The organism is Gemmiger gallinarum (genome assembly GCF_014982805.1).
GTDB lineage: Bacteria > Bacillota > Clostridia > Oscillospirales > Ruminococcaceae > Gemmiger > Gemmiger gallinarum.
The window spans coordinates 623,430-648,011 of record NZ_JADCKC010000002.1; the positions used below are offsets into that span (position 1 = coordinate 623,430).

Annotated in this window: 17 protein-coding genes; 10 read left to right on the top strand and 7 right to left on the bottom strand. The window is 62.0% G+C overall.

Annotated features, from left to right (window positions below):
• Positions 1-73: 73 nt before the first annotated feature.
• The 7 genes from INF35_RS08485 to INF35_RS08515 all read right to left on the bottom strand — a co-directional run bounded on the left by INF35_RS08485 (position 74) and on the right by INF35_RS08515 (position 12,117).
• A complete protein-coding gene (locus INF35_RS08485; RefSeq protein ID WP_193501473.1) occupies positions 74-1,984 on the bottom strand; it encodes an ABC transporter ATP-binding protein in 1,911 nt (636 codons plus the stop codon).
• A complete protein-coding gene (locus tag INF35_RS08490) occupies positions 1,974-3,725 on the bottom strand; it encodes an ABC transporter ATP-binding protein (protein WP_193501475.1) in 1,752 nt (583 codons plus the stop codon). Before INF35_RS08490 ends, INF35_RS08485 begins: the two co-directional genes overlap by 11 nt.
• A gap of 101 nt (positions 3,726-3,826) precedes the next feature.
• On the bottom strand, positions 3,827-4,282 hold the full coding sequence (locus INF35_RS08495; protein ID WP_193501478.1) for a MarR family winged helix-turn-helix transcriptional regulator: 456 nt from the start codon (positions 4,280-4,282) through the stop codon (positions 3,827-3,829).
• A gap of 296 nt (positions 4,283-4,578) precedes the next feature.
• A complete protein-coding gene (locus tag INF35_RS08500) occupies positions 4,579-6,204 on the bottom strand; it encodes an MFS transporter (RefSeq protein WP_193501480.1) in 1,626 nt (541 codons plus the stop codon).
• 209 nt (positions 6,205-6,413) lie between these two features.
• On the bottom strand, positions 6,414-6,845 hold the full coding sequence (locus INF35_RS08505; RefSeq protein WP_193501482.1) for a hypothetical protein: 432 nt from the start codon (positions 6,843-6,845) through the stop codon (positions 6,414-6,416).
• A gap of 1 nt (position 6,846) precedes the next feature.
• A complete protein-coding gene (locus INF35_RS08510; RefSeq protein WP_193501484.1) occupies positions 6,847-10,089 on the bottom strand; it encodes a glycoside hydrolase family 3 C-terminal domain-containing protein in 3,243 nt (1,080 codons plus the stop codon).
• A gap of 105 nt (positions 10,090-10,194) precedes the next feature.
• On the bottom strand, positions 10,195-12,117 hold the full coding sequence (locus tag INF35_RS08515) for a glycoside hydrolase family 2 protein (RefSeq protein WP_193501485.1): 1,923 nt from the start codon (positions 12,115-12,117) through the stop codon (positions 10,195-10,197).
• A 423-nt stretch (positions 12,118-12,540) separates the two neighbouring features.
• Between INF35_RS08515 and INF35_RS08520 the strand changes: the two genes are divergently transcribed.
• The 10 genes from INF35_RS08520 (at position 12,541) to INF35_RS08565 (ending at position 24,531) form a co-directional block, all read left to right on the top strand.
• Positions 12,541-13,761, top strand: coding sequence for a glycosyltransferase family 4 protein (locus INF35_RS08520; protein ID WP_193501487.1), 1,221 nt, complete (start codon positions 12,541-12,543; stop codon positions 13,759-13,761).
• Between the two features lie 71 nt (positions 13,762-13,832).
• Positions 13,833-14,861: a glucosamine inositolphosphorylceramide transferase family protein gene (locus tag INF35_RS08525; RefSeq protein WP_193501489.1), complete on the top strand. Its 1,029-nt coding sequence runs from the start codon at positions 13,833-13,835 to the stop codon at positions 14,859-14,861.
• A gap of 83 nt (positions 14,862-14,944) precedes the next feature.
• Positions 14,945-16,063, top strand: a complete 1,119-nt coding sequence (locus INF35_RS08530) for a glycosyltransferase family 4 protein (protein ID WP_193501490.1) — start codon at positions 14,945-14,947, stop codon at positions 16,061-16,063.
• Entirely contained in the window at positions 16,056-16,979 is a 924-nt protein-coding gene (locus tag INF35_RS08535) for a hypothetical protein (protein ID WP_193501492.1), read from the top strand. Before INF35_RS08530 ends, INF35_RS08535 begins: the two co-directional genes overlap by 8 nt.
• Positions 16,980-17,026: 47 nt before the next feature.
• Entirely contained in the window at positions 17,027-18,169 is a 1,143-nt protein-coding gene (locus tag INF35_RS08540) for a glycosyltransferase (protein ID WP_193501494.1), read from the top strand.
• Positions 18,166-19,101, top strand: coding sequence for an alpha-1,2-fucosyltransferase (locus tag INF35_RS08545; RefSeq protein ID WP_193501496.1), 936 nt, complete (start codon positions 18,166-18,168; stop codon positions 19,099-19,101). Before INF35_RS08540 ends, INF35_RS08545 begins: the two co-directional genes overlap by 4 nt.
• Before the next feature lie 37 nt (positions 19,102-19,138).
• Positions 19,139-20,152: a glycosyltransferase family 2 protein gene (locus INF35_RS08550; protein ID WP_193501498.1), complete on the top strand. Its 1,014-nt coding sequence runs from the start codon at positions 19,139-19,141 to the stop codon at positions 20,150-20,152.
• A gap of 133 nt (positions 20,153-20,285) precedes the next feature.
• Positions 20,286-21,821 (top strand): lipopolysaccharide biosynthesis protein, encoded by a 1,536-nt coding sequence (locus INF35_RS08555; RefSeq protein ID WP_193501499.1) that lies wholly within the window; start codon positions 20,286-20,288, stop codon positions 21,819-21,821.
• A 6-nt stretch (positions 21,822-21,827) separates the two neighbouring features.
• Positions 21,828-22,721, top strand: coding sequence for a family 6 glucosyltransferase (locus INF35_RS08560; protein ID WP_193501500.1), 894 nt, complete (start codon positions 21,828-21,830; stop codon positions 22,719-22,721).
• Positions 22,722-22,749: 28 nt separating this feature from the next.
• Positions 22,750-24,531 (top strand): hypothetical protein, encoded by a 1,782-nt coding sequence (locus tag INF35_RS08565; RefSeq protein ID WP_193501501.1) that lies wholly within the window; start codon positions 22,750-22,752, stop codon positions 24,529-24,531.
• Positions 24,532-24,582: the final 51 nt, after the last annotated feature.

Consider the following 24,582-nt stretch of genomic DNA (forward strand, 5'->3'; position numbering starts at 1 on the left):
TGTACAACAAAAAGGGCTGTCACCCTGCGGGGTGACAGCCCTTTTGCTGTGTGATTCGGTTTTGCCCAGGGGATCAATCCAGTTCCAGCGCACCGGTGTACAGCTGATAGTAGGTGCCCTTGAGCTTGATGAGGTCTTCGTGGGTGCCGCGCTCGATGATGCGGCCATGGTCCAGCACCATGATGGCGTCGGCGTTCTGCACGGTGGACAGACGGTGGGCGATGACAAAGGTGGTACGCCCGGTCATCAGTGCATCCATACCCCGCTGCACAATGGCCTCGGTGTGGGTGTCGATGGAGGAGGTCGCCTCGTCCATGATCATGACCGGCGGGTCGGCCACGGCCGCCCGGGCGATGGCCAGCAGCTGACGCTGGCCCTGGCTCAGGTTGGCGCCGTTGCCGGTGAGCATGGTGTTGTAGCCTTCCGGCAGACGGCGGATAAAGTCGTCGGCGCCGGCCAGCTGGGCTGCGGCGATGCATTCCTCGTCATGGGCATCCAGGTTGCCGTAGCGGATGTTCTCCATGACGGTGCCGGTGAACAGGTTGGTGTCCTGCAGCACGATGCCCAGGGAATGGCGCAGGTCGGCCTTCTTGATCTTGTTGATGTTGATGCCGTCGTAGCGGATCTTGCCGTCGGCAATGTCGTAGAAGCGGTTGATCAGGTTGGTGATGGTGGTCTTGCCAGCGCCGGTAGAGCCCACAAAGGCTACCTTCTGGCCCGGCTTGGCGTACAGCGAGACGTTGTACAGCACCGTCTTGCCCGGCACGTAGGCAAAGTCCACATCGTAGAAGCGGACATCGCCCTGCAGGCGGGTGTAGGTGACGGTACCGTCATGATGGGGATGTTTCCATGCCCAGACGTTGGTGCGCTCGGGGTATTCCTCCAGCGTGCCGTCCTCTTTTTCCCGGGCGTTGACCAGGGTGACGTAGCCGTCGTCGGTCTCGACCTCCTCATCCAGGAGCTCGAAGATGCGGTGGGCGCCTGCCAGGCCCATGACCACCATGTTGACCTGGTTGGAGACCTGGCCGATGGCGCCGGCAAACTGCTTGGTCATGTTCAGGAAGGGCACCACGATGCTGATGCTCAGGGCCATGCCGGAGATGCTCACGTTGGGAGCGCCGTACAGCAGCAGGGTGCCGCCCACCAGGGCCACCACAACGTACATGACGTTGCCCAGGTTGGCCAGCAGGGGCATGAGGATGTTGGCGTAGCGGTTGGCCTTCTCGCTGTTTTCAAACAGTTCGTCGTTGACCTTGTCGAAGTCGTGCTTGGCGCCTTCCTCGTGGCAGAAGACCTTGACCACCTTTTGGCCGTTCATCATTTCCTCCATGAAGCCCTCGGTCTTGGCGATGGTCACCTGCTGCTGCAGGAAGTAGCGGGAGGAATGGCCGCTGACGTACCGGGCGGTGAAGAACATGATGATGACGCCGCAGGTCACCACCAGGGCCAGCCAGATGCTGTAATACATCATGATGCAGAAGACGCTGATGAGCGTGACGCAGGAGATGGTCAGCTGGGGCAGGCTCTGGCTGATGAGCTGGCGCAGGGTATCGATATCATTGGTGTAGAAACTCATGATATCGCCGTGGTTGTGGGTATCGAAGTAGCGGATGGGCAGGTCCTGCATGTGGTCAAACATCTTTTCACGAAGTTTGGCCAGGGTGCCCTGGGTGATGATGGCCATGAACTGGGTGTAGAAGATGCCCGCGATCAGGCTGATCACATACATGGTGATCAGGATGGTCAGCAGGGTCAGGATGCGGCCGGAAGCCGCAGCCCAGTCGCCGGCCTGGTAGGTATCTTCCACAACGGCGATGACATTCTGCATGAACACCGACGGCATCGAGCTGACGATGGCGTTGATGAGGATGCAGGCCAGGGTGACCGGCATCAATACCGGATAGAAGGAAAACAGGGTACGGATCAGGCGGCCCATGACGCCCTTGGGGGCGCGCTTGCCGCGTCCGGTGGTGTTATTCGCCATCCTTGTCACCTCCCGCTCTGTTCTGGGTCTCATAGGTTTCACGATAGACCTTGCTGGTCTTCATCAGCTCGTCGTGGGTGCCGATGTCGGCAATGCGGCCGCCGGCCATGACGATGATGCGGTCGGCATCCTGCACGCTGGCCACACGCTGAGCAATGATGATCTTGGTGGTCTCGGGGATAAATTCACGGAAGCCCTTGCGGATCAGTGCATCGGTACGGGTATCCACGGCGCTGGTGGAGTCGTCCAGAATCAGGATCTTGGGCTTCTTCAGCAGAGCACGGGCAATGCACAGACGCTGTTTCTGGCCGCCGGACACGTTGGTGCCGCCCTGCTCGATCCAGGTGTCGTACTTGTCGGGGAACTGCTGGATGAACTCGTCGGCCTGGGACAGACGGCAGGCCTCCTCCATCTCAGCGTCGGTGGCGTTGGGGTTGCCCCAGCGCAGATTGTCCTTGATGGTACCGGAGAACAGCACGTTCTTCTGCAGCACCACAGCCACCTGATTGCGCAGCGTCTCCAGGTCGTACTTGCGCACGTCGATGCCGCCCACCTTGACGGAGCCTTCGGTCACGTCGTACAGGCGGGGGATCAGCTGGATCAGCGTGGTCTTGGAGGAGCCGGTGCCGCCCAGAATGCCGATGACCTCGCCCGACTTGATGTGCAGGTTGATGTCGGACAGAGCAAAGCGGTCAGCCTTCTTGGAATACTTGAAGCTGACGTTGTCGAAGTCGATGGAGCCGTCGGCCACCTCGGTGAGGGCGTTCTGCTCGGGGCTGTGGAGGGTGCTCTTTTCAGACAGCACCTCGACGATACGCTCGGCAGACTCCTGGGCCATGGTGATCATGACAAAGACCATGGACAGCATCATCAGGCTCATGAGGATCTGGAAGCTGTAGGTCAGCATGGAGGACATCTGGCCCACGTTCAGGTCCATGCCCTTGCTGGTGATGACGGCGTAGGAGCCGTAGCTCATGACAAAGACCATGCCCGCATAGACGCAGAACTGCATCATGGGGGAGTTGATGGCCATAATGCGCTCGGCCTTGGTAAAGTCCTTCTGGACATCCTCGGCAGCGCGGCCGAACTTCTTCTTTTCGTAGTCCTCACGGACGTAGGACTTGACCACGCGCATGGCCTGGACGTTTTCCTGCACCGAGTCGTTGAGGGCATCGTACTTGCGGAAGACGCTGCGGAACAGCGGGGTGGCCGCCCGGATGACCAGGAAGAGGCCCACGCTCAGCAGGGGGATGGTGATCAGGAAGATGACCGCCAGGCGTCCGCCCATGACAAAGCCCATGATGAAGGAGAAGATCAGCATGAGGGGGCAGCGGATGGCCACACGAATGATCATCATGAACGCCATCTGGACGTTGGTGATGTCGGTGGTCAGACGGGTGACCAGGCTGGACACCGAGAACTTGTCGATGTTCTCAAAGGAATAATCCTGGATATGGTAGAACATATCCTTGCGCAGGTTGCGCGCGAAGCCGGCGGAAGCCCGGGCGCAGGTGGCGCCTGCCGCACCGCCAAAGATCAGCGAGACCACTGCCATGATAATCAGGGCCACGCCGTACTGGGCAATGACGCCCATGGAGCAGCCGGCCTGCATCTCGTTGACCAGGTTGGCGATCACGAAGGGGATCGCACATTCCATGATGACCTCCACCGTTACCAGCAGAGGCGTCAGGATGGCTGCTTTTTTGTACTCGCGAATGCTGCGAGCCAAAGTTTTTATCATCTGTGACATTCCTCCTTTTTCCTCTTTACGCTGAACGCGCCGGCCGTTTGGTCAGTCAGCGCGTGCCGCTTTTTGTTCCGCCGCGAACATTTTTTCTGCGGTCAGAGCTGTGTGCAGGGATCGGTTTCGCCCCATTCGTCGAGGTTTTTCGACATTTGGGCCGCCACCTCCTTAAACAGCTGCAGCTGCCCGCTGGAGAGTCCCCGGGTCAGCAGGCGGTCGGTCTCCCGCAGGCAGGCCGCCACCTGGGCGTCCAGACAGACCGCCTTCTCGGTGGGAACGATCCGCTTGAGGCGGGCGTCGCTCTCCACGCTTTCCCGCAGGATAATCCCGTTTTTTTCCATTGTCTGCAGCAGTCCCGTGACTGTGGAACGGCTGAAGCCGAACACCGTCTCGATGTCCCGCTGAAACACCGGTCCCTCCTTGCTGTGTACCAATATATAATAGATCACCCGGCTCTGTACACCGGTGATCCCCAGGTCCTGAAAGGTCGCATCAAGACGTTTTCGGACCTTATGGGACAGCAGATTGATCCAGGCGCCGCAGTCTTTTTCCACGGGAGCCCTCACACCCTTTCACACAGAAAGCAAAAATATTTGTTCGGAAGCGAACGATATAATACCGCATTCCACCACCTTTGTCAAGAGCATTTCTCCCCAAAGTTGTGACAATTTTATGGAAAGCTCCACTCTCGCCCAAGCGTTCGGTCCTTTTGCGGCAATCCTTCTTTTTTTGTCTTTACTTCAGCAACAAAAAAAGCCGGGGCACAAAAGCGCAGTGCTCTTGTGCCCCGGCCCCGGCTTACAGCCGGACGGGTCCCGTATTCTCTTGGGAGTTTGCGGAAACCGGAGGATTACTTTTGAGCGGTCTCACGGTACTCAGCAGGCAGCTGATCCACCGTGGTCCACTTGTTCATTGCCTCGTTCAGGCTCATGCCGTCGGCGATGGCATCCTTGCGGCAGGCGTTGACTGCCTGGATCTCCTTCATGCGGGCACCAGTCAGCTCATAGCCCTTCATGGCCCACAGAGTAGCGGCCCAGGCCAGCAGCGGGATGATGCAGAACATGATGATGACAGCCACCTTCAGGCCGCCAGAGTAAGGCGTAGCGTCGTCGGGCAGTTCGCTCAGGCCGGCGCAGATCAGGAAGATCATGGCGACCAGAGTCTGTGCCAGAGAAGACACCAGCTTGTCAACCAGGCTGAACAGGGTACCCATGATACCGGGGATGTACTTGCCGGAACGATAGGTCTCGTAGTCGGAGCAGTCCGCGACCATGGGGATGGGCATGTCGGCGGTGGCGTAGTATGCGCCGTAACCGATGCCGAAGCAGAGGACGAACAGGATGGTGTACAGGTTGATGGCGCCGCCGCCGTTATACGGGAAGGACAGGGTCAGGGCGCTGCCCGCGGTGTGGTCGGTCATGATCAGCAGAGCAAGCACGCCGATGTAGCAGACAAAGGCCACAGAGACGTAGCGGGTCAGGGAAGCTTTCTGGCCCAGCTTCTGGGAGGTGCGCACAGACAGCAGGAAGAAGGGAACGGCAAAGACGTAGCCCAGGATCATCATGGGCAGGTACAGGCTGTCGTAGTTGCCCATGACGATGCCGTACAGAGCCAGCAGAACGGTGGTGTTGGTTGCGATGGCCAGGGCCAGCTTGCAGCCGGCGCCGGCAACCATCAGGCGCTGCATGGGCTTGTTGCTCTTGATGATCTCAACATACTCAGAGACCTTGACCTGCTGCTGAGAGCCGCCGCCAATGCCGTAGAACTCAGGACGGTCCTTCTCAGCGATGCCGATAATGGCCAGGATGGTCAGGAACACGGACACCACGATGCCTACCGGAGCAATGACCCGGTACAGCTCAGGACGGGCATAGCCGGAAGTGATCAGGGTGCCGGCCTCGTCGTAGACGTTGTACATGTTCTTCAGCGTGGGGATCAGCAGCTGCATGACGCCCATGCCCAGCATGGAGCCGATGGTATTGAAGATGGTGAACATGGGGCGCTGGTTGGGGTCATTGGTCAGGACCGTCTGGCCTGCGCGGGTAACGGAGGTCTGGAAGGTATAGCCGATGACCCAGACAAAGTAGACAACCACAAACCCGATGTACCGCATGGGCATCATGGTGGCGGGAATGAAGGGCAGCAGCACGTACAGTGCGATGACGCTGATTGCCATGATCACACTGCCGATGATCATGAAGGGACGGAACTTGCCGATCCTGGTGCTGGTGCGGTCCATCATGGCGCCAATGATGGGGTCGGTGATGGCATCCGCCACACGCATGACCGTGACCATGATGGACGCAAACATACCCAGCTGAAGAATGCTGGAGCCAAACTGCGCCACGTACGAAAGGATCAGAACAAAATAGACGTTCGTTGCTCCGTTATTCATGGGGAACAGGGCCAACTGATACAGTTTTGCTCGGTTGACGCTGCTGCGGTGTCCGGAAGACCCGGCTTTGGTTTCACTCATATGCATTCTCCTTTACCGTTATATCATAAGTCGGGCCGTCCCGCCTCCGTTTGGGGCAGGGCGGCCCGACTCTGGTACGAAGTATGGTGCAACAGCCCTGGTTTTCCGGTATGTGGTAGGTCCCATGCCGCGGGTCCCGTGCGACGTTACACCCTAAGGGAAGTTCGTACAGCGTGCTGGCTTGCACAGTTTAGCAAGCGGCGCAAGATTTACTGCTGCGCCTTGACGTTGTTGCAGAAACTGCTGACAATCAGCAGCACGCAGGCCGCCACCAGGCAGACCGTACAGCCGACAACAACATAGAAGATGTTCCAGCCCACGGTATTGCCGGCGTTGTAAGAGAACAAACCGGCAATCAGCATGATACGCTGCAGCAAGCACTGGCCGTACACATAGCTGAACAGTGCAATGGCGGCCAGCACGCCCAGTGCGGTGACCGGGTTGTGGTTGCCCATGCTGGCAGGGGCCAACATGGCCGCAACCACCAGCACTACGCCGACCACGCCGGCGCCAATGACCAAGGGCATATTGACAAGTGCATTATCGGTGCTGATCATGCTGCTGTACGCAGCCAGCGCCACGCCGATGGCGCCCAAAACGGCGGCTACGGCGCTGATATAAAAGGCAGTACCCTTTTTCATGTCACACTTCCTCCTTCTTGCGGGTGGAGGCCATAACATACATCACCACGCCCAGCAGCAGCACAGCGCCGGAAACGCCGGCCAGACCATAGTAAGCAACACGCCACCAGGTCATCTGGCTCTCGATGTGGGTCGTAGCATTGTAGCGGTTCATCAGATGGCTCTCGCTCCAAGCGTAGATGTTCTTATGCACCGCATCCTTCAGCTTCAACTGCAGGTTCAGGTCGCCATCAATGAAGTTGGCGTCCAGACCGCGGCCTTCGATCAGATTCTGGAACAGGTTGGAGCTTTCCAGCGTGGTCGTGCCGTAGAATCCGGCCTGGCCACGGGTGTCGAAACAGGTGGTGCCGGAGTTCAGCACGGCGCTCCACAGGTCAACGTCGTCGTAAATGTCGGTGACCGCGTAGCCGATGAAGCCCCATTCGTTGGCCAGGATCTCAGTCATCAAGCCCTCGCTGGTGGTGCACTCGATGGAGCCGATCTTGGAGAAGGAGGTCATCAGGCCGCGCATACCGGCGTCGTAATCCTCGGTGTCGTACTTGGTAGCCTCAAAGGCGATCTGGTAAGCACGCAGCTCGACCTCACGGGCGCGCTGCTCGGTCATGTAGGGAGACACGCCGCCGCGCTCGGACTCCTGGTCGTTGAAGGCAAAGTGCTTGGGAGCGGCGACCAGGCCGTAATCCAGCGCGCCGATAGCGAATTCCATCGCCGCTACACCGGACAGCACGGGATCCTCGGAGTAATACTCGCCGTTACGGCCGTTGTACGCATGGCGATGGGTGTTCAGGCCGGGGCCCCACAGGATGTTGATACCGGTGAACAGCGACTCAATGCCGGTGAACTGGCCCAGCTCATACATCAGCTCGGGGTTGAAGGTCGAAGCGCCCATGGGGGCGTTGGCAAAGACCTCGGGGTGCCAGTTGCCGTTGGGGTCGCTGGCGGGGATAGCCCACGGGGCGTTGGGGTCCTTGGAGGCGTTGAGGTTGACAGCGATGCCGTTGCCGGCGTTCTCGGTCATGTAGGTCTCGACGGTGCCAATGGAATCAGCGCCGGGGATGGAGGGGCCGCCGAAGGTGAAGATGTACATGGCCTCTTCCAGAGTCAGCTGATCCAGCAGCTGGTCCCACTTCGGGTCGTCGTAGGGCACACCGTACATCTCGTAGAAGGAGATGCCGTTATCCGCGCCCCAGACCACTTCGCTGGTGTCGTCGCTGGTCTGCAGGGTGTAGGTGTAACCGTTGAGGTTGTTGATCAGTTCCTCGTTGGTCAGGGTCATAGCGTCGTAGGTCTCAGGGAAGGTGCCGGCCCAGTCGGTACGGGTCAGGTAGGTGACCTCGCCAGGCTGGTAGTAGTTCCAGTCGGCATAGGGCAGCTGGTTGGAGATTTTGTAGCCGGTCTTGGAGATCGAGAACATTGTCTTGGAGATGAAGTTCTCGTCAATCTCAACGGCCAAAGCCTGCGCGGCGTTGCCGGTGCCGGACATCAGTTCGGCGTCCATCTCCTGGGCGGCCATGATGTGGTTCAGCGCATCATGCGCGCCGTTGCCGACAGAGAAGTAGTAAGTGCCGGGATCCATGATGTAGGTGCCGGTGGTGCCGTCACCGTTGTCATAATTCTCATCGTAGCTGGCAATGTACTGCAGGTCAACCTTAACGGGGACCACTTCGGAAGCGCCAGGCTCGAGGATCTCGGTCTTCTCAAAGTTCAGCAGCTGGATGGCGGATTTCTCAATGCCGCCGGGGGTGTAAGGCGCCTGGCCATAGATTTGGACAGGGGTCTTGCCGGCGACATCGCCCACGTTGGTGACCTTGACGTTGAAGGTGGCGTAGGCGTTGGGGGCACCAGTCTCGGGGTCGACAGTGATGTCAAAGGTAGGCTCGCCCTGGAACTCGTAGGTGAACTCGGTATAGCTCAGGCCGTAGCCGAAGCCGTAAGTGACCTCGTTGTCGTAGTTCCACTCGGTATCGGAGCCGTAAGCGCCGACCGGGCTGGTGGCATTGCCGGTGCCGGCAACAGAGTCGTAATAGCGGGTCTCATAGTAGCGGTAGCCAACGTAGATGTCCTCCGCCTCGATGAGGTAAGCGCCGGGGTTGAAGCCCAGGACGCCGCCAGTGCGGGTGATGGTGCCCTCGGTGTTGGTGTAATACATCTTGCCCATATTCTGCATGGCAGGAGCAGACATATTGTAAGCAGTAAAGATGTCGAACAGACCGCCGGAAGGGCTGACGCGGCCACAGAGGATATCTGCCACACCCAGCATACCATAGCAGCCGGGGGCGCCGATCCACAGAATAGCATCGACGTCAGGGTCGTTCTTCAGGGTGCCGATTTCGACCGAAGCGGAGCTGGAAATCAGCACGATGACCTTGTCGCTGGCTTCTTTGGCCAGCTTGATGGCATCCAGTTCGTTCTGGGTCAGAGAGAGCGGCTCGCCATGCTCAAAGCCAAGGCCCTCGGCCACGCCGCCGGGCAGGTAGTCAACCTGCTCGCAGCTGGGTCGAGCGATGACGACGATGGCGGCGTCGCCGTACTCGGCAAAGCTATCTTTGTAGCTACCGTTGACAGCGGCAATCTCGTCCACAGAAGGCTCGCCCGGGTCATAGACTTCGGCGGCCGGCTCGTTCTCGTAATGGACATAAGTCTCGCCCAGAGCTTCGTAGATATCGACCATGGTGGGGTTAATGTTGAAGCCGGCGCCCTCAAAATCGAACTCGTCGCCGGTCCACTCGCTGATGGTGGCAGAAGGCGCCGCGCCGCGGCTGCCCACCGACCACGCGATGGTGTTGGCGAAATCGGTACGGTTCTGGCTCAGGGCCTGCTCCAGGCTGATGTAGGCACCCTGCGCTTTCACGCCGAAGCTGGAGCCCAGCAGGTTCGAGTGCGAGCGGATGCCCAGCAGCGTCACGTTGGAGCCGCTGTCCAGCGGCAGCGCGCCGTTGTTCTTCAGCAGGACGCTGCCCTCGGCGACCTCGCGGCGGTTGAGGTCGATGGCGGCCTCGATCAGCGCCTTAGAGTTGCCGGTGCCGTCCTCGTTGAGCAGCTCGGCCGGGGGGGCGAACTTATCGTACAGCGGGTTCTCTTCGTTATTTTCCGATACCAGGGCCTCGCTGTTGGTGCCCAGGTAGGTGTCGATGGTGGCCGCGTTGGCCTCCAGGGCGCTGCCCAGGATCAAAGACAGACACATGGTGAAGCACGCGATACCGCTAATGCCGCGCCACAATGCCTTTTTGGATGATTGCTTCATTCTTTGCTTCGTCCTCCTTCATACGTCAATATAAAATGTATGTTCGTTTTACCGAAATCACTCCCCTCCTTTCTATTACATTGGAATTTTGTATAGTTAAAAGCTTTACACCCAGTTGGCGCTGTTGGAGCTCTTGCCCTTCATCACGTAGTCGGGGTTGGGGGTGTCCACCTTGTGCAGCACGGCGCTGTCGGTGCAGGCGCCGGCCTTGGCCTCAAAGCGGGTCTCCGGGTCCAGGCTGACCCGGAACTCAAACACTTTTTCGCCGCGCTTGGTCTCCACCAGCTGGCCGTCCTTGTACAGCGAAACTTCCGGCTGGTTGGAGTAGACCTTGACGGTGGTCTCGGCTTCGGTGCGGTCGGCAAAGCGCTTGCCGCAGATATGGACGAACGGCTCCTTGCTCCAGTAAGCCTTGTAGGCGTAGAAAGCGTCCTTCTTGATCTTGCGGTCAAAGGTGACCAGGCCCTTGTGGTTCATGCCCGGCTCGCCGCCCTGGTCGCGGGCGTCGGCGGCAAAGTCGAACATATTCCACACGTGGGTGGACCACATATAGGGGTGGCGCTCAAAGCACTTGAGCATGAACTCGTGGTAGATGGCCTGGTATTCCTCGGTGTGGTCGCCGCGGTGGGGCTTGGAGGAGTGCAGGTTGGGCATGGCCTCGCAGCCGTACTCGGAGTAGCCCAGGCAGCGGTTGGGGTAGCACAGGTGGAAGAAGTCGATCCACAGATCGTTGAGGAAGAGGCCGGGCACGTACCAGCCCAGGTAGAGGTTCCAGCTGACCAGGTCGGTCAGGTGGGCCACCTTATTAAAGGGGCCGCACATGGCGTAGCAGGCCAGGGTGGTGGGGCGGGTCTTGTCCATCTCGTGGCAGAGGTCGTTGAGCACGCGGTGGTTGTCCAGCATGTCGGCCTTGTCCTTGGTGGAGATGGTGATCTCGTTGGAGACGCCCCAGCAGACGATGGAAGCATGGTTGTAGTTCTGGGTGATGAGCTCTTTCATCTGGCTGATGGTGTTCTCGCGGCCGTTGGGCATATGCTCCGAGATATAGGGGATCTCGGCCCAGACGATCATGCCGTACTCGTCGCACAGGTCGTAGAAGTACTGGTCGTGCTGATAGTGTGCAAGGCGGATGGTGTTGGCGCCGATCTCGCGGATCAGGTCCATATCCTCCTTGTGCATTTCCTTGGTGAGGGCGTTGCCGATGCCTTTGCGGTCCTGATGGCGGGAGACGCCGTGCAGGGGATACTTGCGGCCGTTGAGGAAGAAGCCCTCCTTGGGGTCCACGCGGAAGCTGCGCACGCCGAAGCGGCAGCTGATCTCGTCCACGGCCTTGCCGTTTTTCTTGAGCTGCAGGGTGGCGGTGTAGAGGTAGGGGTCCTCCACGCCGTCCCACAGATGAACTTTGGGGATGGTAAGGGTTACGTCGGTGCCCTCGCCGGAAGCCACCACCTTGCCCTGGGCGTCGGTGAGGGTGACGGTGACGGAAGGCTTTTCCACATTGGTCCAGCTTTCCACCTGGACCTTGCCGTCCTTGCCGTCCACGGTAGGGGTTACCTTGAGGCCGGGGCCGCCGAAGTGGTCCATGTCAAAGTGATCCTTGCTGACCACAATGAGGTCCACATCGCGGTAGATGCCGCCGTAGAAGGTGAAGTCCGCCTTCTGGGGATAGACGCGGTCGTTCTTGCTGTTGTCTGCCACCACGGTCAGGTCGTTTTTGTCGGCCAGCAGGGCGGTGATGTCGGCGCGGAAGGTGGAGTAGCCGCCGTCGTGATGGATGACCTCCTTGCCGTTGAGGGTCACATCCGCCGAGGCATTGACGCCCTGGAATTCCAGATAGACCACCTGGGTGGCAGGATCAAAGTCGGGACGGTCAAAGCTGCGGGTGTAAGTGCAGCTGCCGCGCCAGTAATCGTTGCCGCCGTCCTGGCCGTCGATGGCGTTCCAGGTATGCGGCACATCCACGGCCGTAGTGGTGCGGTCGGGGCCGCAGAAAGTCCAGCCCTTGTTCAGGGAAATCCGATTACGCATGCTCCATCTCCTTACCTGCGCCGCTGCCCGGCGCGCAAAATGCTGTTTTTTTTGCACAACGCCCCGGCGGCCGCTGTGCATTTTAACGGATGATAACTATTTACAATTTAACATCCCGGCCACAAAATGACAACAGTTTTTTCACAAGTGGGCAAAAAAATGACCTAAGTGGTTTCGACCTGCTCATAAAATTTCGTCAAATTTGTGCATGTTCAACAAAATAGCAACAATGTCTTCGGCACACCGCCCCCGCGCGCTCCCCTGCGCTGTCGGGGCTTTTCTTTTATACAGGGAGAGGGTATAATAAACGGATAAGAGACGGCGGGCCGGACTGCACCCACAGCGGAATCCTTCCCTTTCGCAAAAAACAGCGCAGCACCGCAGGACCCGCCGCCAAATCCTCCCCGAAAGGAGCCCACGGCCATGTCACAGCCCGCCCCCCGGCGCATTCTGCTCATCCACACCCGCTACCGGCTGCCCGGGGGGGAGGATGCCGTCTTTGACGCCGAGCGCGCCCTGCTGGAACAGCACGGCCATACCGTCTTTGTCTATGAGCGCAGCAACCATGAGGCCGACGGCCTTTGGCAGAAACTGCTGCTGCCGTTGCGGGCGGTGTTCAGCTTCAAGGCCATGGGGGAGGTGCGGGCCCTCATCCGCAAGGAGCAGATCGACCTGGTCCACGTGCACAACACCCTGCTGGTGACCAGCCCCTCGGTGTTTTGGGCCTGCCGGAAGGAAGGGGTGCCCGTCGTCCAGACGCTGCACAATTTCCGGCTGTTCTGTCCCAACGGCGTTTTGCTGCGCCAGGGCAAAGTCTGCGAGGACTGCCCCCACCACAGCCTGTTCTGCGCCGTGCGCCATGCCTGCTACCGGGGCAGCAGGGCCCAGAGTCTGGTCTGCGCGGCGGTGTATGCCTTTCACCGGCTGCTGGGCACCTACCGGCAGGTTTTCCTCATCACCCCCACCGAGTTTGACCGGGACAAGCTGCTGGAGTTCAACGCCCTGCATCCCGTCTTTGACCCGGCCCGGCTTTTCGTCAAGGCCAATCCGGTGTCCGTCACTCTGCCGGAGGGGGCGCCTCTCCCCTTTTCTGCCCGCAAGAATCAGGTGGTTTACGCCGGGCGGCTGGAGGAGCTCAAAGGCCTGCTCACCGTTCTGGAAGCCTGGCGGCAGCTGGAACAGACCCCCGGCGCTCCCCGGCTGATCCTGGTGGGGGACGGCCCTCTGGAAGCCCGGGCCCGGGAGCTGGCCGGCCCCAACGTGGAATTTGCCGGGCGGCTGGCCCCAAAGGACCTCCACGCCCTTATGGCCCAAAGCATGGCGGTGGTGGCCGCCAGCCTCTGTTACGAGAGTTTTGCCCTGGTCCCCGCCGAGGCCCATCTTGTGGGCACCCCGGTGCTGGCCAGTGCCCTGGGCAATGTGGGGGCCTCGGTGACCGAGGGAGCCGACGGGCTGACCTTCGCCCCCGGGGATGCCGCCGACCTGGCGCGGGCGGTGCTTGCCCTGCCTGAGGCCCTGGCCGCCATGGACCCCGATGCCATCCGCCGGGCGGCCCTGGAAAAAACCGGCGGCGGTCCCCAGGCGGACTACCGCCGTCTGGCCGACATCTACGCCCGGGTCCTTGCCCGGGACTCCCGCCGCTGAGCCGTACCTTATATAATTAATTCATGCAATTTATATAGAATTCCACGAACCAACGACAAGGAGACGACCCTATGAATCAGGTGTACCGGGCGCTGCACATGCCGCCGGACCGTCTTTTCAAGAAACTTACCGGGCAAAAGGAGATCTACACCATTGCCCTGCGTCCCATTCCCCCCGAGGCGCCCCTGCCTGCCCTGGGTGAGGGGGCCTATACTCCCCTGCCCTTTGACGGCCGTACCTGGTATGCCGACCCCCTGCTTTACCATCACGGCGACGAGCGGTGGATCTTCTGCGAGGCCTTTGACCTAGCCGCCGGGCGGGGGGACATCGCCGCCATCCCCCTGGCCGAGGACGGAACCCTGGGGGAGCCCCGGGTGGTGCTGTCCACCGGCAGTCATCTTTCCTTCCCCACCGTCTTTGACTGGCGGGGGGAGACCTGGATGATCCCCGAGTCCAGCGCCCTGCACACGTTGGACCTCTACCGCTGCGCGGAGTTTCCCGGCAAGTGGGAACAGGCCGCCTGCTTTCAGGTGGGGTGCGAGCTGTGCGACACCATCCTGCTGGACAAGACCGACGACGAGCTGACACTGCTGTGCAGCGAGACCAAACCGGAAAACCAGCTCTACACCCGCTACCGCCGCTACACCCTGCGCCACACCGCCGGGCAGGAGGACGCCGGTCTGGTCAGCCACGATTTTGAGCTGGAACCGGACGAGCCCTTCAACCTGCAGCACCGGGAGTATGGTCTCGGCTTCCGCAACGCCGGGCCCATGTTCGAGCTGGGCGGCCAGACCATCCATCCCACCCAGGTGAGCACCAAGGTGGACTACGGCGTCTACCTGCAGTTTTTCGCCCGCCGGGGAGCCAGCGAGATCCCCCTCTGCGCGGCGGAGCCCCACATTGTCACCATCACCGGCCTGAACCGGGCCGACGTGGTGGGCATCCACACCTACTGCCGGGACGACCGGTTCGAGGTCATCGACGCCCGCTACCTCACCCGTCTGCCCAAACAGCCCGCCGCCCCTGCGGCAGCTCCCGGCCCGGCAGCCCCTGCCGTCCCCGGGGATGCCCCCGACAGCAAGGGTGAGCCGGAGGACTGATTCTGCCTTTTCCCGCGCAGCATCTTGAGCAATCGCAAAAGAACTGCGCGTTTTTGCCTTGTCATCCCATTCAGGAGGCTTTCATGCTGACTATTGCCATTCCGCAGCTGTACTGCGGTGCGTCCGGCCGAAAGGGCGCCTACAACCGGCAGGAGGTGGGCCTGGCCCGGGCTTTTGCCGCCCTGGGCTGCCGCGCCCTTGCCGTCTACCCCGACACCTCCCTCTCCGCCCCTGAGGCCGAGGACCTGGAACCCAATGTCCGGGTGCTCTATCTGCCCGCCCGGGCCCTGGCCGTCCACGCCTTTTACAAGAGCTGGCAGCCCCTGCTGGAGGAGGGGGTGGACGCCGTCCACGTCATGGGGGACAACTCCCTGGGCGTGCCGGGGCTCTACCGCTTTTGCCAAAAGCACGGCATCTTCTTTTACAGCCAGCTGGGGGCGCTGAAGAGCGATTCCCGCACCCCCGCCGTCCGGCTGGTCATGGACCTGCTGCTGCGCCGAAACCTCGCCGTCTACCGCCGCACCCCCACCTACGCCAAGACCCCCGCGGTGGCAAAAGAGATGGAGAGCCTTGGGGTCTCCTGCGCCGGGGTCATGCCGGTGGGACTGGACACCGCCATCATCCCCATGATCCCCGGCACTGCCGCCGAGGTGCGGGCCGAGCTGAAGCTGGACACCGCCGCCCGGTATCTTCTCTTTGTGGGTCGCCTCGACCCTTACAAGCGGCCCATGGCCCTGCCGCCCCTCCTGGAACAGCTGGGCCCCGAGTGGCATCTCATCGTCATCGGCCAGGGGTCTCTGGCGGCAGAGCTGGACAAGGCCATGGCGCCATACGGCGACCGGTACACCCGCATCCCCGCCCTGCCCAACACGGCGGTGCATGCCTACTACCATGCCTGCGATGTCTTTGTCAACTTAAACGACCACGAGATCTTCGGCATGAGCCTGCTGGAAGCCATGTATGCGGGCTGTCCCCCCGCCGCCCGCCGTGCCCCGGGGCCGGAACTCATCCTTGAGGACGGGGTGTCCGGGGTGCTGGCCGACACCGACGCCGCCCTGCCCGACGCCGTCCGCCGGGCCGCTGCCGACCCCGAGATGGGCCCTGCCGCCCAGCGCCGGGTGAACGAGCATTTTCTCTGGGGCAACAGCGCCGAGACCGCCCTGGCCATGCTGGAAAAGAAGGGAGTGCCCGCCCATGGATAACGACGCCAAACTTTTGCAGAAAGCCCGGGATCTGTACAAAGGCATGCGGTTCGGCTGGCGGTACCGGGGCGTGGAGATCATGGACGCCGAGGACGGCAACAACTACATTGCCCAGTGCATCCGCTGGGGACGGCCTTTCTGGGCCGGGCGGTGCGGCGCTACCGAGATGCGCTGCATGGCCGAATACCTGAAACAGCAAAAGGGAGAGACCGAGCACTTCTCCCCGAAAATTCGTGCCGAGATGCGGGATCTGTCCGGCATGTTCCCCACCGACGACGCCACCCTGGAGCGGTTCTGCAAGCTCTACGCCGACGCCGCCCATACCGCCGACCTGCTGGCCCTGTGGGACGTGGGGGCCGAGCGGGAGGTCATCCGGGGCTGCGGGGCCGAGACCCGCTTTGCCAAGCTGCGGGCGCTGGAACCCTACTATCATGCGTCGCCCTGGTCGGCGGCGCTGGCGGGCAAACGGGTACTGGTGGTCCATCCCTTTGCGGACACCATCCGGAGGCAGTATGCCCGGCGGGAGCAGCTCTTCCAGAACCCCGACGTGCTGCCCGAGTTTGCCTCCCTGCGGGTGGTGAAGGCGGTGCAGGGCCTGGGCGGTCAGGAGACCGGCTACCAGTCCTGGTTCGACGCCCTCACCGCCATGGAGGAGGAGATGGCCAAGGAGCCCTTTGACGTGGCGGTCATCGGGGCGGGGGCCTACGGCCTGCCCCTGGCCGCTTTCTGCGCCCGGGAGCTGAAATCCCAGGCGGTACAGATGGCGGGGGCCACCCAGCTGCTCTTCGGCATCCGGGGCAAGCGGTGGGACGACCATCCCATCCTCTCCCGGCTGTACAACGACGCCTGGGTCCGCCCCGGCGAAAACGAGGGCATCCGCAACAAGGATGCGGTGGAGGGCGGCAGCTACTGGTAAGCCGCCCGGCATGATCTTACCGAAATTTACAGGAAAGGAGCAGGCCCATGCGCATTCTGATGATCGGCAGCGCCCTGACCGTCAACGGCGGCATCCAGCGGTACATCCAGAATCTTCTGGGGTCCATGGACCTGGCCCGCTATGAGGTGGACCTGCTGGCCACCCACGCCCCCCAGGGGGTGCCCAGCGGGGAGGATGCCCTGCGCGTCGCCGGGGTCAAACACATCTACTGGATGCCCGGCAACGACAAACAGCGGCTGTTTTTCTATCCCGGCTTCTTCCGGCAGCACAAAAATTACGACATTGTGCATTTTCACACGACAAGCAAGGTCAACGCCCTGGCCTGCGGGGTCATCCGCCACGCCTGCCCGGGGGCGAAACTCATCGTCCACAGCCACATCGTCTACCCGCCCATGACCCTGAGCTGGCAGATCGCCCACCGGTTCTACCAGCACTGGGCCGACTACTTTCTGGGGTGCAGCGTGGCGGCAGGGCGCTTCGTCTTTGGGGACCATATTGACGAGAAGCCCAACTTTGCAGTGGCCTGCAACGCAGTGGATAAAGGCCGCTTTCACCCCGACGCCGCCGCCCGGGCGGACATCCGCGCCCGGTACGGTGTGGCCGACACTGACAAGCTGGCGGGCTTTGTGGGGCGGTACAACCACCAGAAAAACCTTTTGTACCTTTTGGACATCTTCGCGGCCATGCACGCCGCCGCCCCCTCCTGGAAGCTCCTGCTGGTGGGCGGGGGGGAGGACAAACCCGCGGTGGACGGCAAGATTGCCGCCCTGGGCCTGGGGGATGTGGTCATCCAGGCGGGGGTGCAGGACAACGTCCCCGCCTACATGAACGCCTTCGACCTGTTCTTGCTGCCCAGCGAGTTTGAGGGCAGCCCGGTCACTCTGGTGGAGGCCCAGGGCTGCGGAGTGCCCTGTCTTGCCTCCACCAACGTCCCCGCCGACGGCTCGGTGACGGGGCTGGTGGAGTTCCTGCCCCTGTCCGCCTCCTTTGAAACCTGGGCCGACACCGCCCGGCGGATCGCCGACTGCGGGGTGCACCAGAGCCGCTGGGACAAGCTGGAAGCCGCCGGGTATGAGCTGTGCGCCGCCGCCCGCCGGATGGAGGCGCTGTACGACGCCCTCGTCCCCGGAGCCTCCGGGCCTGCCCCGAAAAAGGAGAACGCTTCATGATCTACGCCGAACTCACCGGGGGACTGGGCAACCAGATGTTCCTCTACGCCTTTGCCCGGGCCCTGGGCCTGCGCACCGGGGAGGGGGTCACCCTGCTGGACCGGGAGGACTGGAAGTCCGGCGGTCCCGCCCACACCCACTGCGCCCTCAGTGCCCTGCGCATCGCCCCCGAGGTGCACATCAAAACCGACGCAGCCTTTGCCAAGCATCATCTGCCCCTGCAGAACGCCCTCAAGGTTCTCATGATCCGCCACGAGCAGAAGGGCGGCATGATGGATGTCAACTGGCAGCCCTTTGAAGCCAAAATAGCCCCGGTCTTAAACGCCCTGGGCCTCCACTTTGTCACCGACGGCTATGTGCCCTGCCGCCGGGGCAAGGGCTTTCACGTTCCCCCCGACCTGCTGGCCTGGGGGTATTTCCAGAGTGAGGCCTACTTTGCCGACCACAAAGACACCATCCGGGCGGAACTTCGCCCGGTGAACGCCCCCGACCCCGACCGGGCGGCGGCCATCGGGGCGGAGCCCTGCCCCGTCTGCCTGCATCTGCGCCGGGGAGACTACCAGAACCCCGAGAACGCCGCTTTGCAGGTCTGCACCCCCGACTACTACGCCCGCTGCTGCGCCCAGGTCAAAGAACAGTGGCCGGAGGCAAAGCTCTTTGTCTTTTCCGACGACATTCTCTGGGCTCAGGATCATCTGGACACGGCGGGGCTGCCTGCCGTCTATCTGACCCCGGGCAGCGCGGCGGGGGATCTGGCCCTCATGCAGCTCTGCCGCCACTTCATCATCAGCAATTCCACCTACAGCTGGTGGGCCCAGTATCTGGGGGATGCCCCCGACAAACAGGTCTACGCCCCCGCCCGCTGGTACGCCAACGGCAAGGAGAGCGCCCTCTATCTGCCCGGTTGGACGCTGGTGCCCACCGGGCTGTAAGATTCCGGGACACAACACAAGGACAGGAGGTGCCGCCATGCGGCGGGAAGGCAAGATCCGGTTTTCGGTCATCGTGCCGGTGTATAATGTGGAAAAATACCTGCCCCTGTGCGTCAAAAGCGTGGTGGAGCAGGCCGGGGACCCCGACTGGGAATGCATCCTTGTGGACGACGGCTCCACCGATACCTCGGGGGCCATGTGCGACGCCTTTGCCGCCGAATGCCCCGGGGTCATGGCCCTGCACCAGCAAAACCAGGGCCTGGCCGGGGCCCGCAACACCGGCATCGCCGCGGCCTCCGGCGAATGGCTGCTCTTTCTGGACAGCGACGACGAGTGGGCCCCCGGCATGCTGGAAAACCTGCGGGCCGGCCTGGACGCAAACCCCGGCTTTGACTGGTATGTGGCCCGGTACCTCTCTCTCGACGAGGGGGACGGCACCCTGAGTGCCCCCGCCGCCATCGACTTTGTGCCCGGCCCCTTTGAGAGCGACGACTACGCCGCCCGGGTCAAACGGCTGTACGACAGCGCCCACTGGTCGGTGTGGAAGTTCTGCCTGCGGCGGCAGTTCCTCCTGGACAGCGGAGTGGAGTTCTGGCCGTCGGTGGTGTGGGCGGAGGATTACCCCTTCGACCTGCTTCTGCTGCTCCACTGCAAAAAGCTCTGTTTCCTCGACCTGGTCATGACCCATTACCGGGAAAACCGGGCGGGCAGCCTGATGAACTCCAACCTGCCCAAGCACTTCACCGGCATTCTGGCGGCCCAGCGGGGCTTTGCCCAGGTCTTTGCCGAGGGCGAATGCCTCCCCGCCCAGCGCAACGAGATCCTCCGCCGCATGGCCAATGCCTTCTGGCCGGAGGCCCGGGCCGCCGCCTGCCGGGACAAAGCCGTCCGCCAGGCCTGCGCCCCCCTCATCGACCAGTGCCGCCCCCTCTTCGACCACGGCGACCAGTGCCGGGGCCGGGCGGACTGGGTGCTCTTCCGCCTGCTGCTCAAACTCTTCGGGGCAAAGTTCGCCCTGTGGTTCTGCGGGCGGCTGAAAGGCAAACGCTGAGGAAGCCTCCCTCGTCCCTGCCCCCAGGCTGCGGCCGTCCCCCGGGGCTTTCCCCGCCGGGCGTCCTGCCCGCTTCCCCGCCTGCCGGGCGGGCTGACTATATCCAATTCACTCACAGGAAAGGGTTTCGTCCATGAGGACCAAACGCACCATCATCAACCTGCTGTACACCCTGGGCTCCAGCTTTGTGCTGCTTTTGTTGGGGCTTGTGGCCCGGGCACTGTTTGTCTCCAACTTCGACATCACCATCCCCGGCACCTCCACCGTCATCGAGCAGCTGTTCAGCGTCTTTTCCATCGCCGAGTTCGGCGTGGGCAGCGTCATCAGCTACCGGCTGTATGAACAGATCGCCGCCAAAGATGTGGACAAGATCAGCAAATACATGTCGCTGTACAAGTGGACCTATCGCCTCATCGGCGGGGCCATCTTTGTGCTGGCGGCCCTCTTCTGGTTTTTCCTGCCCCTGCTCATTGTGGAGGCGGACACCGACTGGAACGCCGTCCACGCCATCTATATCCTGCAGACGCTGTCCACCCTGTCCAGCTATTTCCTGGTCACAAGGCGGCTGCTCTACACCTGCACCCAGCAGGGCTATGTCTGCACCCGCATCGACTTTGTCTTCAACGTGCTGACCTATCTGGCGAGAATTTACATCTCGTTGAATTATGCCAATAACTACATTCTGTATTTCGGCATTACCATTGTGTTCAACACCCTGGCCAATGTGGTGGTGGCCTGGCGCTACCGCCGGGATTTCCCCGAGGTGCAGGACGTGCGGGTCTCCTGGGCGGACTTCAAGGAGCTGGGGCTTTTCCGGGATCTGCGGTACTATCTGGTGCACCGGGTGTCCAACGCCATCTACGGCACCTCCGACAGCCTGGTCATGACCCGCATGCGGGGCTCCGCCAGCGTCACCTATCTGGGCAACTACTCCAACGTCTCCTCCTCCGTCACCAACATCGGCAACAAGATTTTGGACAGCTTCGCCGCCGCCATCGGCAACATCGTTTACGACAAGACCGCCGAGGCCGACGATCACCAGAAAAAGGTCTTCTGGAGCATGGACCTGTTCAGCTATCTCTTCGGCAGCTTTGTGGCGGTGGCCTATTTCTGCCTGTTCCAGCCCTTTATCACGGTGTGGCTGGGCAGCAAGTGGCTGTTGCCCATGTCCTACGTCTTCTGGTTCTGCTTAAACGAGTACGTGGGCTGGAACCACCGGATGCTGGGCTCCTACCGGGCGGTGCTGGGCCATTTTGAGGAGGACCAGTGGTTCATGGTGGCCAGCGGCGTCTCCAATCTGGTTCTGAGCTTTGTGCTGGTCGGGCCCTTCGGGCTGGCGGGCGTGGTGGCCGCCACCGTGTTCGCCCACTGCCTCATGTGGTTCGGCCGGGCCAAAGTGGTGTTCGGCCGGTTCATGCGAGGCTGCGGGGGACGGTATCTCCGCCTGCAGCTGATTCACGCCCTCACCCTGGCCGCCGACATGGCCGTCACCTACTGGGTCTGCTCCCTGCTGGGGGGCGGATGGCTGGGGGTCATCGCCCGGGCGGTGGTGGTCTGCATCCTGCCCAACGCCATGAACCTTGTTTTCTACGGCTTCACCAGCGACGCCGAATACCTGCGGGGCCGCGCCCTCCAGCTGTGGCGCCGCATCCGCCGAAAGGAGGCCTGAGCCCTCATGTCCAGCCAAGTTTTCCCTGCCGGGGCCCGGCCCTCGGTGGCGGTGCTCTACATCTGTACCGGCAAGTACACGGTGTTCTGGCCCGACTTTTACAAGACCTTCCGGCAGAATTTCCTGCCCGAGTGTGACAAGACCTTCTTTGTCTTTACCGACGCGCCCGCCATCGAATACGACACAGAGCCCGATGTCCGCCGCATCTATCAGGAGGCCTACGACTGGCCCTACAGCACCCTCAAGCGGTTTGAGATGTTCCTCTCCCAGGAGGAGGCCCTCAAGGCCTTCGACTATCTGTTCTTTGCCAACGCCAACCTGCTGTGCGAGCAGGTGGTGACGGCGGAGGAGTTTCTCCCCCGCACCCAGCAGGGGGAGGTATTGCTGGTGGTGCAGCAGCCGGGCTTCTGGGACAAGACGCCGCCCTTTTACTCCTACGACCGCAACCCCAAATGCCGGGCCTACATCCCCTACAACTGCGGGCGGGACTATGTGTCCGGGGGGCTCAACGGGGGCACGTCGGAGGCCTTCCTGGCCATGTGCCATACCCTGGCCAGGCGCACCGACGACGACCTGGCCGACGGGGTCATCGCCCTGTGGCACGACGAGAGCCAGCTCAACCGCTACATTGCCGAGCTGGACCCCGCCCAGTACCGCCTGCTGACCCCCGCCTACTGGTATCCCGAGGGCTGGCATCTCCCCTTTACCCCCAAGATCACAGTGCGGGACAAGTCCAGGTGGATCGACATGACCGCCGTCAAGGGCAAAAAGCCGGAGATGAGCTTTGCGGCCCGCAAGTGGGATGCCTTCTGCCAGAACTACCTGCCGGTGTTTCTGGCGGTGCGGGATACCCTGCTGCTCAAGCATCTGCCCCGGTATCCCGCCGGACACAATCCCTGACATCCCCCACGCCCGAAAGGAGGCGCCTATGCAGGCGACCAAACGACACATCGGTCCCGAACATTTCATCGGGGCGCTGCTGATTCTGCTGGCGGCGGCCTCGGTGGTCAAGACGCTGTTCGTGGGCCTGGAGATCGACGAGGAATACGCCCTGTCCATCGGCTGGCGGCTGATCCAGGGAGACAGCCTCTTCTACACCATGTGGGAACCCCATCAGCTCTCGGCCCTCACCGACGCCGCCCTTATGTGGCCGTACTGGGCCATCACCGGCACCACCACCGGCATTCTGCTCTATATGCGGGTGGTCATGCTGGTGCTCAAGGCCCTTCTGTCGGTGTGGTTCTACCGCACCATGCGCCGGGACCTGGCCCCCCGCACCGCCTTTCTCACCGCCCTGGCCCTGTTCGCCTACACCCCCAAGTGGTTCCTGGCCCCCGATTACATCTCCCAGCAGTTCCACTTCACGGTGGCGGCCTTCCTCTGCTTCTACGCCTACTATGCCGACGGTTGCAAAAAGCTGTGGAAGCTGGTGCCGGGAGGCATCTTCCTCAGCCTCAGCGTGCTGGCCTTCCCCCAGAGCGCTTTTGCTGCCCCCGTCTACCTCATCGGCATGTTTTTGCTGGGCCGCCGGGCCGGAGAAAAACGCTTTCTCGGCCTGCCCGCCGGCATGCTGGTCACTCTGCTGACCTGTGTGGTCTGCGCCGGGGCCTTCCTGCTCTATGTGCTGCAGGATATGTCGGTGCGCACCCTCATGGCAAGGGCCGCCCTCATCCTCAACGACCCCCAGTATGACTTCACCTTCTCCCAGCGGCTGGCGCTGCTGGGCAGTCAGGCCGCCGATGTGGCCAAGTTCCTGGTCAAGCCGGGGGGTGCCGCCCTGGCCGTCGTCTGCGCCGGCATCGCCCGGGACATCGCCCTGCGCCATGAACGCCCCATCCGCAACATCCGGTACTGGCTCAACATTCTGTTTGCCCTGTTTTCCGCTGCTACCGTGCTTCTCTGCCTGGCCCGGGCGCTGCGGGATTCCAGCCTGGATGAGCGGTACTTCTGCCCGGTGCTGGTCATCGGAGGGCTGTGGTTCTTCCGCTCGGGCCGGGGCACCCCCCGGGACCGGCTGTTCTGGCTGGGCTATCTGCCCGGGGTGGCGGCCTACCTGTTTATCCTGCGGTCCACCCTGCTGGGATTTTCCGCCACCTTCATGTACCTGACCTGGCCGGGCCTCTGCGCCGTGCTGGCCCTGGCCCTGCAGACCCGCGCCGCCGAAAACGGTGACACCGACCCCTGCACCCCCTACGCCCTGGATGCCGACTGGGCCGACGGCATTGTGCTGTCCTTTGTGGCATTTCTGTTTGTCTGCCGGGCCTTCCTCATCCTGACCACGGGGTGGAAGCCCTGCGATGTGCTGAACACTTCCCTCACCTACCTGTCCGACGGCCCCGCCGCCGGGACCTGGGCGGATACCGCCACCGCCGACATGTACTATGCGCTGGAGGAGGCGCTGGACTCCCACACCGGGGAGAAGGTGCTGATCTCCACCGGGGATGTCCACGGGCTGGCCTTCCTCATGGCGGACGGCACGCTGGAGACCGCCCAGGCATCGGTGATCTCCTCCACCGACAGTGACAACCGCTTTGCCAGCTACTATCTGGAACTGCCCGAAAAGACCCCCGACATCATCGTCTACAACGACGACTGCATCCGGGATCTGGATGAGTTCCACGCCTGGCTGGAGGAACACTTTACCATCTCCGGCCGCAGCCGGGTGCACTACGGCAGCGCCTCGCTGGAAGTGCTGACGGTGGAGCACTGAGCCTTCCCAAAAATCAAGGAAATCCCCCGCGGAAAGGAGTTTTCTGCGGGG

Excerpts from the sequence above, each read along its gene's own strand:
- INF35_RS08485 (WP_193501473.1), bottom strand. The coding sequence starts at position 1,984 with ATGGCGAATAACACCACCGGACGCGGCAAGCGCGCCCCCAAGGGCGTC.
- INF35_RS08490 (WP_193501475.1), bottom strand. The coding sequence starts at position 3,725 with ATGATAAAAACTTTGGCTCGCAGCATTCGCGAGTACAAAAAAGCAGCC.
- INF35_RS08500 (WP_193501480.1), bottom strand. The coding sequence starts at position 6,204 with ATGAGTGAAACCAAAGCCGGGTCTTCCGGACACCGCAGCAGCGTCAAC.
- INF35_RS08505 (WP_193501482.1), bottom strand. The coding sequence starts at position 6,845 with ATGAAAAAGGGTACTGCCTTTTATATCAGCGCCGTAGCCGCCGTTTTG.
- INF35_RS08510 (WP_193501484.1), bottom strand. The coding sequence starts at position 10,089 with ATGAAGCAATCATCCAAAAAGGCATTGTGGCGCGGCATTAGCGGTATC.
- INF35_RS08515 (WP_193501485.1), bottom strand. The coding sequence starts at position 12,117 with ATGCGTAATCGGATTTCCCTGAACAAGGGCTGGACTTTCTGCGGCCCC.
- INF35_RS08520 (WP_193501487.1), top strand. The coding sequence starts at position 12,541 with ATGTCACAGCCCGCCCCCCGGCGCATTCTGCTCATCCACACCCGCTAC.
- INF35_RS08525 (WP_193501489.1), top strand. The coding sequence starts at position 13,833 with ATGAATCAGGTGTACCGGGCGCTGCACATGCCGCCGGACCGTCTTTTC.
- INF35_RS08530 (WP_193501490.1), top strand. The coding sequence starts at position 14,945 with ATGCTGACTATTGCCATTCCGCAGCTGTACTGCGGTGCGTCCGGCCGA.
- INF35_RS08535 (WP_193501492.1), top strand. The coding sequence starts at position 16,056 with ATGGATAACGACGCCAAACTTTTGCAGAAAGCCCGGGATCTGTACAAA.
- INF35_RS08540 (WP_193501494.1), top strand. The coding sequence starts at position 17,027 with ATGCGCATTCTGATGATCGGCAGCGCCCTGACCGTCAACGGCGGCATC.
- INF35_RS08545 (WP_193501496.1), top strand. The coding sequence starts at position 18,166 with ATGATCTACGCCGAACTCACCGGGGGACTGGGCAACCAGATGTTCCTC.
- INF35_RS08550 (WP_193501498.1), top strand. The coding sequence starts at position 19,139 with ATGCGGCGGGAAGGCAAGATCCGGTTTTCGGTCATCGTGCCGGTGTAT.
- INF35_RS08555 (WP_193501499.1), top strand. The coding sequence starts at position 20,286 with ATGAGGACCAAACGCACCATCATCAACCTGCTGTACACCCTGGGCTCC.
- INF35_RS08560 (WP_193501500.1), top strand. The coding sequence starts at position 21,828 with ATGTCCAGCCAAGTTTTCCCTGCCGGGGCCCGGCCCTCGGTGGCGGTG.
- INF35_RS08565 (WP_193501501.1), top strand. The coding sequence starts at position 22,750 with ATGCAGGCGACCAAACGACACATCGGTCCCGAACATTTCATCGGGGCG.